Source organism: Maricaulis virginensis, from assembly GCF_027922185.1.
GTDB classification, from domain to species: domain Bacteria; phylum Pseudomonadota; class Alphaproteobacteria; order Caulobacterales; family Maricaulaceae; genus Maricaulis; species Maricaulis virginensis.
Genome location: NZ_BSFE01000012.1, coordinates 22,210 through 34,091, shown reverse-complemented (window position 1 = coordinate 34,091; position 11,882 = coordinate 22,210). Strand labels below are relative to the sequence as shown.

The 11,882-nt window shown below is 65.1% G+C and carries 12 protein-coding genes; 7 read left to right on the top strand and 5 right to left on the bottom strand.

Features of this window, described 5'->3' with window-relative positions; translation table 11 throughout:
* Positions 1 to 150: 150 nt before the first annotated feature.
* The 4 genes from PKE71_RS15710 (at position 151) to PKE71_RS15695 (ending at position 6,157) form a co-directional block, all read left to right on the top strand.
* The gene (locus PKE71_RS15710; RefSeq protein ID WP_271187951.1) at positions 151 to 1,341 is read left to right on the top strand and encodes an acyltransferase family protein; all 1,191 of its coding nucleotides are present in this window, start codon (positions 151 to 153) and stop codon (positions 1,339 to 1,341) included.
* A gap of 86 nt (positions 1,342 to 1,427) precedes the next feature.
* Positions 1,428 to 3,881: a S9 family peptidase gene (locus PKE71_RS15705; RefSeq protein WP_271187950.1), complete on the top strand. Its 2,454-nt coding sequence runs from the start codon at positions 1,428 to 1,430 to the stop codon at positions 3,879 to 3,881.
* A gap of 185 nt (positions 3,882 to 4,066) precedes the next feature.
* Complete coding sequence (locus tag PKE71_RS15700) at positions 4,067 to 4,894, top strand: helix-turn-helix transcriptional regulator (RefSeq protein ID WP_271187949.1); 828 nt, start codon at positions 4,067 to 4,069, stop codon at positions 4,892 to 4,894.
* Positions 4,895 to 4,969: 75 nt separating this feature from the next.
* Positions 4,970 to 6,157, top strand: coding sequence for an alpha/beta hydrolase-fold protein (locus PKE71_RS15695; protein WP_271187948.1), 1,188 nt, complete (start codon positions 4,970 to 4,972; stop codon positions 6,155 to 6,157).
* Positions 6,158 to 6,214: 57 nt separating this feature from the next.
* Here PKE71_RS15695 and PKE71_RS15690 read toward each other — a convergent pair whose 3' ends face one another.
* The 4 genes from PKE71_RS15690 to PKE71_RS15675 form a co-directional block, all read right to left on the bottom strand.
* Positions 6,215 to 7,030 (bottom strand): enoyl-ACP reductase FabI, encoded by an 816-nt coding sequence (locus PKE71_RS15690; RefSeq protein ID WP_271187947.1) that lies wholly within the window; start codon positions 7,028 to 7,030, stop codon positions 6,215 to 6,217.
* A gap of 26 nt (positions 7,031 to 7,056) precedes the next feature.
* Positions 7,057 to 8,271: a beta-ketoacyl-ACP synthase I gene (gene fabB / locus PKE71_RS15685; RefSeq protein WP_271187946.1), complete on the bottom strand. Its 1,215-nt coding sequence runs from the start codon at positions 8,269 to 8,271 to the stop codon at positions 7,057 to 7,059.
* A gap of 1 nt (position 8,272) precedes the next feature.
* Positions 8,273 to 8,806, bottom strand: a complete 534-nt coding sequence (gene fabA / locus PKE71_RS15680; protein ID WP_271187945.1) for a bifunctional 3-hydroxydecanoyl-ACP dehydratase/trans-2-decenoyl-ACP isomerase — start codon at positions 8,804 to 8,806, stop codon at positions 8,273 to 8,275.
* An 88-nt stretch (positions 8,807 to 8,894) separates the two neighbouring features.
* Positions 8,895 to 9,476: an SH3 domain-containing protein gene (locus PKE71_RS15675; RefSeq protein WP_271187944.1), complete on the bottom strand. Its 582-nt coding sequence runs from the start codon at positions 9,474 to 9,476 to the stop codon at positions 8,895 to 8,897.
* 184 nt (positions 9,477 to 9,660) lie between these two features.
* Here PKE71_RS15675 and PKE71_RS15670 point away from each other — a divergent pair, with 184 nt between their 5' ends.
* The 3 genes from PKE71_RS15670 (at position 9,661) to PKE71_RS15660 (ending at position 11,097) form a co-directional block, all read left to right on the top strand.
* Positions 9,661 to 10,584 carry an MBL fold metallo-hydrolase gene (locus tag PKE71_RS15670; protein ID WP_271187943.1) on the top strand — a complete coding sequence of 308 codons (924 nt, stop codon included), beginning with the start codon at positions 9,661 to 9,663 and terminating at the stop codon, positions 10,582 to 10,584.
* A gap of 71 nt (positions 10,585 to 10,655) precedes the next feature.
* On the top strand, positions 10,656 to 10,874 hold the full coding sequence (locus PKE71_RS15665) for a hypothetical protein (RefSeq protein WP_271187942.1): 219 nt from the start codon (positions 10,656 to 10,658) through the stop codon (positions 10,872 to 10,874).
* A gap of 13 nt (positions 10,875 to 10,887) precedes the next feature.
* The gene (locus PKE71_RS15660; RefSeq protein ID WP_271187941.1) at positions 10,888 to 11,097 is read left to right on the top strand and encodes a hypothetical protein; all 210 of its coding nucleotides are present in this window, start codon (positions 10,888 to 10,890) and stop codon (positions 11,095 to 11,097) included.
* Here the strand turns inward: PKE71_RS15660 and PKE71_RS15655 are convergent.
* Entirely contained in the window at positions 11,094 to 11,837 is a 744-nt protein-coding gene (locus PKE71_RS15655) for a HesA/MoeB/ThiF family protein (RefSeq protein ID WP_373878827.1), read from the bottom strand. The genes PKE71_RS15660 and PKE71_RS15655 overlap by 4 nt on opposite strands.
* Positions 11,838 to 11,882 lie beyond the last annotated feature (45 nt).

The window sequence follows — 11,882 nt, the reverse complement described above, 5'->3', positions numbered from 1 at the left end:
GCCGGGGGCAAGAGGCAGGCGCGCCACTCGTCCCGGAGCGCCGCCGCCCGTCCCCGCACTGCAGTCGCTCACCCCGCCGGTCCGGATATCGTCCCGCACCGCTGGGGCAAACGCGAGGGCCATGCAGTCTGGCGGCGAAAGGATACCGCCATGACGCCGCTCTCCCATCCCGCCGCTTCCGGGGCCGCCCATCCCCGCCGCCACGATCTCGACTGGCTGCGGATCATCGCTTTCGGCCTGCTCATCTTCTACCATGTCGGCATGTTCTTCGTGCCGTGGGACTGGCATGTGAAGAGCACCCGGGCCAATGACGGCCCTGTCTACGCCATGCTGCTGCTCAATCCCTGGCGGCTGGCCCTGCTCTTCTTCATTTCCGGCGTGGCGATCCGCTATCTCTCCGACAAGCTCGGCGCCGGCCGTTTCGCGCTCGACCGGACAGGGCGGCTCCTGCCGGTGATCGTGTTCGGCATGATCGTCGTGGTCATGCCCCAGACCTGGGCGCAGCTGCGTCAGGCGGGGGTGATCGAGGAGGGACTTCTCGCCTTCTGGCCGCGATATATCCTCGGGTGGGAAATCGGTGGTATAGAAGTGCCGACGTGGAACCATCTCTGGTACGTCGTCTACCTCTTGGTCTACTGCCTCATACTGGCACCTTTTGTACCGCTTATGAGGGGACTGTGCGACGGCTATGTCAGCCATATGTTGCAGGTATTGAACCGTCCCGTGACGGGTTTGCTCCTGCTCGCCCTGATCCCCGTCCTGCCCTTCTGGGCCTACCGGATCTTCCTGGAACCGCATTTCCCCACCACCCATAATCTCGTATGGGACTGGGCCAATCACGCCCATCGCCTCACCATTATGCTGATTGGCTATGCCGTTGCGAAGAATGAGGTTTTCTGGCGCGCCGCTGACCGTATCCTGGTTCCGGCCCTGATCTGCTGCGCCCTCTACGCCGCCGCGCTCTGGTGGGGGCTGGGACGTCCGGAGGCCGACTGGGAGGGGCAGGCCTGGCTGAGCTGGATCTTCCGCCTGGGCCGCATTCTCTATGCCTGGCTGGCCATTCTGGCGCTGACCGGTGTGGCCCGCCGCTATCTCAATGGCGACGGTCCCGTGCGCCGCTACCTCACCGAGGCGATCTTCCCCTATTACATCCTGCACCAGACGATCACCGTCCTCACCGGCTACTGGATCGCGCCGATGGGTCTGAATGTCTGGGTTGAGTTTGCCGTCCTTGCCGGGGTCACGACGGCAGGCTGTGTGGCGGGCTATGAGATCGTGCGCCGCATTCCGCCCTTGAGGCCCGTCATGGGACTGAAATGGCGGTCCGTTCCGGTGCGCTGAAGGCCGAACATTACGGAATTTTCAGCGACCGGACGGGATGTTCGCCCTATTCTCCCCGTCATCGATCGGGATACGGGGAGATAGTCATGAAACCGCTCGGACTTCACACCGCGCTGCGCCGTGCCGCGCCGGCCCTGGCGCTGGCCGCTTTCGGCCTGGCGCCGGTGGCTGCGCAGGAGGCCTACCGCTTGCCGCCGCAGGATATTGTCGACATCGTCGACGCCGCGCCTGCGCCCTATACCTCGCTCTCTCCGGCGCGCGACACGCTGTTGCTGATGCATCGTGAAGCCCTGCCGCCGGTGTCTGAACTGGCCCGCCCGATGGAGCGCCTCGCCGGCCTGCGTCTCGATGCCGCGACGAATGGCCGTCACGGACCGCGCACGGTCACCGGGCTCAGCCTGATCGATCTGGAAACGCGCGAAGAACGCACGATCGAACTGCCGGACGATGCCGGTATCAGCGCGATCTCCTGGTCGCCGGACGGCTCGAAGATCGCCTTCACCCTTACCCGCGACGACACGATCGGGATCTGGGTCGCCGATGTCGAGCGCGCCCGGGCCCGGGCCGTCGTGGAGCGCGGCGTCAATGCGGTGTTCTCGCCCTTCACCTGGATGCCCGATGGTGAGCGTCTGCTGGTCAGCCTGACCGATCCGGACCGCGGCGCCCGGCCGCAGCGTCCGCGCGTGCCGGCCGGTCCGGTGATCCAGGAAGCCAGCGGCTATGAAGCGCCGGTCCGCACCTATCAGGACCTGCTGAACGACGAGCACGATGCCGAACTCTTCGCCTGGCTGGCGACCAGCCAGCTGGCGATTGTCGGCGCCAATGGCCGCGGCCTGCGCCATGTGGGCGAGCCGGGCCTCTACTTCATGGCCGACCCGGCCCCGGGCGGCGACTACATCCTGATCGGCGAAATGCGCCAGCCCTTCTCCTACCAGGTGCCCTGGAGCCGTTTTCCCGACCGCACCTTCGTGATCGACCTCAACGGTAACGAGGTCGCGCAGATCGCCGAACAGCCGCTGGCCGACAATATCCCGATCGGTGGCGTGGTGACCGGCCGCCGCTCTGTCGGCTGGCAGGACTCCCATGAAGCCCGCCTGACCTGGGCCGAGGCCCTGGATGGCGGCGATCCGCGTGTCGAAACCGACGAGCGCGACAGCGTGTGGACGCTGGACGCGCCGTTCGACGGTGAGCCGGTGGAGCTGCTGCGCACCGAAGACCGCTATTACGGCGCCCAGTTCACCGAACAGGGCGAAACCGGCTTTGCCATGGAGTATGACCGCGATACGCGGGTCGTGCGCCGCTGGCTGGTCGACTTCTCCGATCCGTCGGTCGAGCCGCGCCTGGCTGAGGAACGCAATATCCAGGACAGCTATGCCGATCCGGGCGAGCCGATCATGACGCGCAACCGTTTCGGCGAAAGCGTTGTCGCGGTGACGGACGGCTACATGTACTTCACCGGCGATGGCGCCACGCCGGAAGGCGACCGGCCCTTCCTCAACCGGGTCAGCTTCGACACGTTCGAGACCGAGGAGATCTGGCGCAATTCCGGCGAGAATTACGAGCAGGTGATCGGCCTGACCGCTCCGGACGCCTCCGCCTTCCTGACCTCCTGGGAAGACCCGCAGACGCCGGCGAATGTGCGCTGGCACCGGGCGGGCGAAGAGACGGTACAGATCACGGACTTCCCCAATCCCCATCCGCAGCTCAACGCGATCTCGCGCGAGCTGATCACCTTCGACCGTGCCGATGGCGTGCCGCTGTCCGCCACGCTCTACCTGCCGGCTGACTATGAGGAAGGCGACCAGCTGCCGGTCGTCGTCTGGGCCTATCCGCGCGAGTTTAACAATGCCGAAACCGCCGGCCAGGTCCGCGGCTCGCCCTATGAGTTCACCCGGGTCGCCGGCACCAGCCCGCGCTTCCTGGTGACCCAGGGCTATGCCCTGCTGGAGAACGCCACCATGCCGATCGTCGGCGACGATCCGGAAACGGTGAATGACAGCTTCATCGAACAGCTTGTCATGTCAGCCGAGGCCGCGCGCGACGTCACGGTGGAGATGGGCTTCGGCGACGGTGAACGCCTTGCGATTGCCGGTCACTCCTACGGTGCCTTCATGACCGCTAACCTGCTGGCCCATTCGGATATCTTCCGGGCGGGTATCGCACGGTCGGGCGCCTATAACCGCACCCTGACGCCCTTCGGTTTCCAGGCCGAGCGGCGCACCTTCTGGGAAGCCTCGGACATCTATTTCGAGCTCTCGCCCTTCATGCAGGCCGACCAGATCGACGAGCCGATGCTGATGATCCACGGCCAGATGGACAATAATTCCGGCACCTTCCCGATCCAGTCGGAACGCATGTTCGCCGCCGTGAAAGGCAATGCCGGCACGGCCCGCCTGGTCATGCTGCCCTATGAGAGCCATGGCTATCGCGGCCGTGAGAGCGTGCTCCACGTGCTCGCGGAAAGCTTCGACTGGCTGGACCGCTGGGTGATGCCGGAAGAAGATCCGATGGGCGGCGGCGAAGAGGTCGCTGCGGACTGACGCCCAGCATCACGCCCGCACATGAAAAACCCCGCCGGAGCAGCTTTCGGCGGGGTTTCTTCCTGGCTGTGTGTTGTCAGACCTGTTCGCTTGCCATGTCCGGCACCGGCTTCCCCTGCCAGGGCTTGTGACCCGCCGGCCTGTCAGGCACAGTCCGGTTTTCCAGCCGCCAGCGGAAAAGCCCTTTGCGCGCGATCATTCCCGATGAAACCCTTCTCACCGCGCGGCCGTTCAACGGGCCGGGCTGGAGCGTGGAGTGGCAGAAATCTCTGGGGTGTTCGCTCACCTTGCACCGGCGGCGCTGGCATGTGCTGTCCTATTATCCGGAAAGGGAAACGGACGTACGGCGGCGAGTGGCCGGACGGACCGAAGCCTTCAGCTCGCCAGCCGGATCGCTCGGACTTTATCCCGCACGCACAGCCGAAACGGTCGAGTGGCACGGCGCCGGCATCAGCGCCCTTCATATCCATTTCGCTCCGGAAAGACTGGCCGCGATATCGCCGGCCCTGGCCGGCGTCAGGCGGTTGGCCTGTTTCCGGGATGCCGAGCTGTCACGATTGTGCGGCGGGCTCTACGAGATGGCCCGGGCCGAGCGGTTCTTGCCTGCCGGTGTGCCGCCTGTCATGGATGCGGTCATTGCGCACATTGCAGAACGGTACGCTTCTGCGGAGCTGCAGGCAGACAGGCTGCTGGGACGCAAACCCCTGACCGCACTGCTCGACCGCATGTACGGCCCTGCGGCGTTGGAGACATCGGTCGATCAGCTGGCCGCTGATGCCGGGGTGAGCCGGGGGTATTTTTTCCGCGCCTTCCGGCGTCATGTCGGCGCCACGCCGCATGGTCTGCTGCTCCGCAGCCGTCTGGAGCTGGCAAAGGGCCGGATCCAGGCCGGGGACCGGCTGGCCGATATCGCCCTGGCGTCGGGATTCGCCGATCAGAGCCATTTCGCGAATGCATTCCGCCAGACATTCGGCCTGTCCGCCGGCGCGTTCGCAGACTGGTTCAGGCGCTGAGAGAGGTCACGATTCCACAAGACCGGACGCAGGGCGCGCGCCAGATTCGGAGCCCTGGTTTCCGGAGTGACTTCCATGCGCGTTTTCCATCTTCTCGGTGTTCTTCTTGTTCTGCTCGTGCCGCCAGCCATGGCCGATCCGCTTGCCACGCCGGACCGGCGCGAACGGGTCGAGATCGATTCCCCGATCCTTGGCGCCACGCGCCAGATCGTCGTTCAATTGCCGGAAGGGTATGCCGACGATCCGGATAGGACTTACCCGGTTCTTTTTCTCACCGATGCGCAGTGGCAGTTCGACCTGGTCGCGGCGACGTTCGACTATCATGCCTATTGGGGACGAATCCCCGACCACATCATTGTCGGCCTCTACAATCCGGTCCGGAACGCCGATCTCGTTCCGGAACCCGACCCGCACTACCCGTCGACCGGGAGCGGCGATACGTATCTGGCTCACGTCACTCAAGAGGTGCTGCCAGGAATAGCGGAACGGTACCGGACCAACGGGATCCGGCTTCTGTTCGGACATTCCTTCGGCGGCGTCATGACGCTGAACCAGCTGCTGAGCCGGCCTGACGCGTTCAAGGCCTATATCGCGCTGGGATCAAGCACCTGGGTTTCGGAACGCGTGCTGTTCGACCGGCTTGAAGCGGCGGCGGACCGCGATTTCGGCGGTGCCGCTCTCTACATGGCCGTCGGGGAGACCGATGGCGGGGCCACCGTGCCGGACGGGGAGCTGTTCGCCGAACGGCTTGAGACACTTTCTCCGCAAGGCCTCGACTGGGTGTTCGAGATCACACCCGGCGAAAACCATTTCACCAATGTGCCGGAAGGGCTGCATCGCGCGATCGCCCATATCTATCCGTTTGCCGGACAACAGGCCGCGCTGATCGCGGCCGGTGAAGCGGGTGGCGCGGCGGGGGTTCAGGCGTGGTTCGCGGCGCAGGAGGCCGGGCTCGGCTGGCGCTTCGTTCCGCAAACCATGGAGCTGAGCCTGGCGGGGTTCGCCCTTGGCAATGACGGGCATGGCGAAGCTGCTCAGGCTGTGTTCGACACGCTCGAGCACCGCTTTCCGGACAATGTCGAAGTGGTTGCCGTCCGCGCCAACATGCTTGGTCAATCGGGGGACGTGCAGGCCGCGATCGACGTCATCGACCGGGCTATCGCGCTCGGTGAGCGGGAAGGTCATCCGGCCGATCGGCTACAGGCCTTCCGCGACTATCGATCCCGGCTCGAAGGCCGGATTGAGGAAGGCCAAGGGCACTGACAGGCAAGCCCGGCCGGCGCACACCGGCCGGGCTCACAAGCAAAGTATCTGCGACGCTTATTCGTCGTCTTCCATGCTCGGCACCGCCACGGCGTGGAAGCCGGCGTCGACGTGCAGGGTTTCGCCCGTGCAGGAATGGCCCAGATCGGAGAGAAGATAGAGCGCGGCGCCGGCGACGCCTTCCATGCGCGTGTCCTCTTTCATCATCGACCATTCGCGGCCGGTCTTCATCAGCGCCTTGCCGCCGGAAATGCCGGCCATGGCCAGGGTGCGCATCGGTCCGGCCGACAGCGCGTTGACGCGGATGCCGCTCGGGCCCAGATCGCGCGCCATGTAGCGCGTGGAGGCTTCCAGCGCGGCCTTGGCGACGCCCATGACATTGTAGGAGGGCACGACACGCTCGGAGCCGAGATAGGTGAGCGTCACCATCGATCCGCCATTCGGCATCAGATGGCTGGCGCGCTTGCCGGCATCGACGAAGGAGAAGGCCGAGATTTCCATCGCCCGGCGCCAGCCTTCACGCGTCGTGTTCTCGGTGAAGGAACCGACCAGCTCGTCCTTGCCGGCAAAGGCAATGGCGTGGACGAGGAAGTCGATCGTGCCCCACTTGTCTTCCAGCTGCTTGAAGCAGGCATCCATCGAGGCGTCGTCGGTGACGTCGGCCTTGATCATGAAGGGCTCGCCCAGGCTTTCCACCAGCGGACGCACACGCCGTTCCAGCGCATCGTCCTGGTAGGAGAAGGCCAGTTCCGCGCCCTGGGCGGCCAGCTGCTGGGCAATGCCCCAGGCGATGGAGTTCTTGTTGGCCACGCCCATGACAAGCCCGCGCTTGCCTTTCATCAGGTCTCCGGCCGGAAACACGGTCTCGCTCATCAGGCTCTCCCCGAACGCTTTGAGGCTTAGATTTTCTTGAACACCACGGTGCCGTTGGTGCCGCCGAAGCCGAAGGAGTTCGACATGGCGGTCTTGATATCGGCATCGCGGGTTTCGGTGACGATCGGCAGGTTCAGCGCCGCGATGTCCGGATCCATGTCGAAGACATTGATCGAGGGCGCGACGAAGCCGTGCTTCATCATCAAAAGCGTATAGACCGCCTCGTGAACGCCGGCAGCGCCCAGCGAGTGACCGGTCATCGACTTGGTGGCCGAGATCATCGGCGCGCTGTCGCCGAACGTCTCCTTCACCGCGGTCATTTCGGCGATATCGCCGACCGGGGTCGAGGTGGCGTGCGGGTTAAGATAGTCGATGTCCGAACCGGCCGTCTCCATCGCCAGCTTCATGGCGCGCACAGCGCCTTCGCCGGACGGGGCGACCATGTCGTAACCGTCGGAGGTGGCGCCATAGCCGGTGATTTCCGCCAAAATCGGCGCGCCGCGCTTTTTCGCGCGCTCATACTCTTCCAGCACGACCACGCCGGCGCCGGCACCGCCGACGAAGCCGTCACGGTCCTTGTCGAAGGCGCGCGAGGCGAGTTCCGGGGTCTCGTTATACCGGGTGGACAGGGCACCCATGGCGTCGAACAGGTTCGACAGGGCCCAGTGGATTTCCTCGCAGCCGCCGGCGAACATCACGTCCTGCTTGTTCCACTGGATCTGCTCGGCTGCCGCGCCGATGCAGTGCAGCGAGGTCGTGCAGGCCGAGGTGATCGAGTAGTTCACGCCGAGGATCTTGAACGGCGTGGCCAGCGTGGCCGAAGCGGTCGAGCTCATGGCCTTGGGCACGGCGAACGGGCCGACGCGGCGCGGACCCTTGTCGCGGGTGATGTCGGCCGCATTGACGATCGTGCCGGCAGACGGACCGCCGGAGCCCATGATGATGCCGGTGCGCGGATGGGAGATGTCGCGCTCTTCCAGGCCGGCATCGGCAATCGCCTGTTCCATCGCCATGTAGTTCCAGCCGGCGCCTTCCGACATGAAGCGGTAGACGCGCTTGTCGACGTGTTCGGCCGGATCGACCGACGGCTTGCCGCCGACATGGCATTTGAAATTGTATTTGACGAAGTCGTCCATGCGGCCGATGCCGCTCTTGCCATCCCTGAGGGATTGCGTGACTTCCGCGGCATTGTTGCCGATGGGAGAAATCACACCGAGTCCGGTGATAACGACGCGACGCATGTCAGGTCTCCTGGGGTGAGGCCATTTCGCCGGGCTTGAACAGGCCCACGCGCAGATCTTTCGCTGTATATATGGTCTTGCCGTCGGCTTCGACACGTCCGTCGCCGATGGCCATGATAAGGCGGCGCTGGATGACGCGTTTCAGGTCGATGATATAGCGGACCTGTTTGGTCTCCGGCTTGATCTCGCCCTTGAACTTCACTTCGCCGACGCCGAGCGCCCGGCCCTTGCCCGGATTGCCCTTCCAGCACAGGAAGAAACCGACCAGCTGCCACATGGCGTCGAGGCCCAGGCAGCCGGGCATCACAGGGTCGCCCTTGAAGTGGCAATCGAAGAACCAGAGATCGGGATTGATATCCAGTTCCGCGACGATATGCCCCTTGCCGTATTCGCCGCCGTCTTCGTCGATATGGACGATGCGGTCCATCATCAGCATGGGCGGTGCGGGAAGCTGGGCGTTCTCGGGGCCCCACATCCGGCCTTCACTGGATTCAATCAGGTCTTCGTAGCTGAAAGAGCTTTGGCGTTCAGTCATGTAGCCGATCGGTTGCGCCGCGTACGGCCGGAAGAAGGTGGCCGCCGGGCTGGTCACTGGGACCCGGTCCGAAGGCCGGCCGGGTGGATCAGGGCAGAGCGGTATCACGCGGGCGGGTGGTGCTCAAGACGGCGCTGCCGTCGCCCGTCTGCGTCTCGGCATCCGCTCTTTCCTCCGGATACACGCCCCACAGCGTGTCCGTCCTTGCCCAGCCTCGATAACCCTGCGCCTCGACACGGCACCAGCCGGTGCGGCAGCGTTCGAGCGACAAAACGACGCCCGGCCCGGCAATCGCCTCGACCGGCGAGTCGCCATTGTCGCGCGCATGCAAGGGTGTTTCGTCAAGCGTCCAGACCGAACGGCGGCCGGACAGGATCGACCGGTGCATCCAGGTGACCTCGCCATCGGGGTCGCGGACACGGCGCCAGTCCGGGGTTTCCGCGATCACTTCCATCGGCAGACCCGCCCGCACATACCGCCAGGCGATGGGGTGGGAACGGGACGGTCCGGAGCGGCCGTTGGCGACGTCCACTTTCAGGCTGACAAAGCGCGGGACCTGCTGGCCTGATGGCGTGTCGGCCCGATCGCTGTCGTCCTGCGCGAAAGCGGAAGCGGCCGATGCCAGGGCGGCGGCCGAGAGGGCGAGGGCAAGCATGATCGAGCGGCGCATGAAACGGACTCCTTCCACCAAGCCTGTGCCCGGGATCGGTGAACAGGCCGTAAAAGCGGTGCGTCCCAACGCGCATCCAGCATGAACCCGCCGCGCAAAACCGGCAAAGATGAAATCGCAGCGCGCCTTCCTATATCTTCAGTCAGGCAGCCGGATCGGCTGAACCTATTCAGGGAGGGACAGGATGAGCTTTCGTCTTGCGATAACAAGTGTTGCTGCGCTTCTCGCCGCTGGCAGTGTCGTGCCGCGCGCGGCCGAGGCCGGCGTGCGGATGCGCCAGAGCGAGGATGTCCAGGTCGAAACGACCGATATGGGCGATGGCATCTTCATGATGTCGACCGGCATTGCCGGCAATCTCGCCGTGCTTGCCGGCGATGACGGTGTGGTGATGGTCGACGATCAGCTGCCGAACACAACGTCGGTGATCGAGGGCGCCGTCGTGGCGGTCTCCGGCACGAATGCGCCGCGCTTCATCGTCAACACGCACTGGCATGGCGATCATACCGGCGGCAATGCGCATTTTGCCGAGCTGGGCTCGACCATCGCGGCGCATCACAATATTCGCCGCCGCCTGGCCGATGCCGACGATGAATGGGCGCAGAGCCCGGCCACCCTGCCGATCATCACCTTCGGTGAGGACCTCACCTTCCACATGAACGGGCAGACGGTCGAAGTCACGCACGTGCCCACCGCCCATACCGATGGCGATGCGCTGGTCTATTTCCGCGAGGCGGACGTGCTGCACATGGGCGACGTCATGTTCTCCGGCCTCTTCCCCTTCATCGACCTGTCGGCGGGCGGCACGGTCGACGGCTATATCGCGGCCATGGAGCGCGGGATGGAAATCGCCGGTGAAGAGACGCGCATCATTCCGGGCCATGGGCCGCTCTCGACCCGCGCCGACCTGCAGGCCTCGATCGACATGTTGCGCGAAGCGGCGTTCCGGGTGCGCACCCTTGTCGAGGGCGGTGCCGATCTGGAAGCCGTAAGGGCGGCCGAGCCGCTGGCGGACCTGCACGATGACTGGAACTGGCGTTTCATCACCACCGACCGCATGGTGCAGACACTCTACAATGATGCCGTCGGCAATGATTTTGCCTACGAGTAGGCCCGGATCGTGACCAAGATTTAAACCTGTGACCAGTTTCCGGTCAGCCTTGACGCGCTAAATGGTGTGTCATGGCAAAACCGGAAACACCCCCTTCCGGGTCGCATGGCCCAGCCCCGCTCGGATCCCGCCTGGGACGCCCCCTGGGATTTGCTGCGGGGCTGGGTATCGGCCTGCTGCTCTGGCTGATCATCGGCCTGGCGACCTCCAACCTGTTGCTGGGGCTCACCTTCGGGCTTCTTCCCGGCATTGCCATCGGGCTCGGCCTGCAATTGACGGCGAGGCGATGACGGTGAGGGTGGAATGAGTTTGAGCGCGTGGGACGCCGGGCATGTCCGGCTTGCAGGGGTCGGCATCATCCTCTTCGGCCTGCTGGCCTGGATCGCTATCGGCGCATTGAGTGGCAATCTTGCGCTGTCGCAGATATTCACCCTTTTGCCCGCGACGGTCGCTGGCGGCTTTCTGCTGGCCCGGGCGCGCCGGTGCGAGAACCGGACCGCGGACCGCCCTTAGCGGCCGCACACCGGGCAATCGGGATCGCGTGGCAGCTTCACCGTCCGGCTCTCCATCGACAGCCCGTCGAACAGCCAGATCCGCCCGTCCAGAGTCTCTCCGGCTGTGCAGACATGCTTGATGGCGTCCAGTGCCATCATCGAGCCGACGACCCCGACCAGCGCTCCGACAATGCCGACGCGGGCACAGGTCTCGGCGTCTGGCGGAATTTCCGGCACCCAGCAGCGATAGCAGGGTGCGTCCGGTGAGGCGTTGAACAGCGAAACCTGCCCGTCCCACCGCCCGACCGCGCCGGAGATGAGCGGAATGCCCAGCCTGCGGCTGACGGCATTGACTGCGAAACGGGTCTCGAAATTGTCGCAGCCATCCAGGATCAGATCGGTACCTGCCAGCAGGCTTTCGGCATTGCCGGCATCGAGGGCCTCGCGGACCGCGACGACTTCTGTGCCGGGATTGAGAGCATTCAGGACCTGCGCCCCCGTCTCGACCTTGGCGCGCCCGGCATCCGCCGTGCGGAACAGGATCTGGCGCTGCAGATTGTCCAGGCTCACCGTGTCCGGATCGATCAGCGTGATGCGGCCGATACCGGCTGCGGCGAGATAGAGCGCAGCCGGGGCGCCCAGCCCGCCCGCGCCGATCATGGCGACATGGGCACGCGCCAGAGCTTGCTGGCCCGGCCCGCCGATCTCGCGCAGCACGATGTGGCGCGCAAAGCGCTCGATATCGATCTCGTCTGTCATGCGGGAGAGGTGGCGGATTGCCGGGCGGTTATCAAGCACGCTGCC

Excerpts from the sequence above, each read along its gene's own strand:
- PKE71_RS15710 (WP_271187951.1), top strand. The coding sequence starts at position 151 with ATGACGCCGCTCTCCCATCCCGCCGCTTCCGGGGCCGCCCATCCCCGC.
- PKE71_RS15705 (WP_271187950.1), top strand. The coding sequence starts at position 1,428 with ATGAAACCGCTCGGACTTCACACCGCGCTGCGCCGTGCCGCGCCGGCC.
- PKE71_RS15695 (WP_271187948.1), top strand. The coding sequence starts at position 4,970 with ATGCGCGTTTTCCATCTTCTCGGTGTTCTTCTTGTTCTGCTCGTGCCG.
- PKE71_RS15690 (WP_271187947.1), bottom strand. The coding sequence starts at position 7,030 with ATGAGCGAGACCGTGTTTCCGGCCGGAGACCTGATGAAAGGCAAGCGC.
- fabB (WP_271187946.1), bottom strand. The coding sequence starts at position 8,271 with ATGCGTCGCGTCGTTATCACCGGACTCGGTGTGATTTCTCCCATCGGC.
- fabA (WP_271187945.1), bottom strand. The coding sequence starts at position 8,806 with ATGACTGAACGCCAAAGCTCTTTCAGCTACGAAGACCTGATTGAATCC.
- PKE71_RS15675 (WP_271187944.1), bottom strand. The coding sequence starts at position 9,476 with ATGCGCCGCTCGATCATGCTTGCCCTCGCCCTCTCGGCCGCCGCCCTG.
- PKE71_RS15670 (WP_271187943.1), top strand. The coding sequence starts at position 9,661 with ATGAGCTTTCGTCTTGCGATAACAAGTGTTGCTGCGCTTCTCGCCGCT.
- PKE71_RS15665 (WP_271187942.1), top strand. The coding sequence starts at position 10,656 with ATGGCAAAACCGGAAACACCCCCTTCCGGGTCGCATGGCCCAGCCCCG.
- PKE71_RS15660 (WP_271187941.1), top strand. The coding sequence starts at position 10,888 with ATGAGTTTGAGCGCGTGGGACGCCGGGCATGTCCGGCTTGCAGGGGTC.
- PKE71_RS15655 (WP_373878827.1), bottom strand. The coding sequence starts at position 11,837 with ATGACAGACGAGATCGATATCGAGCGCTTTGCGCGCCACATCGTGCTG.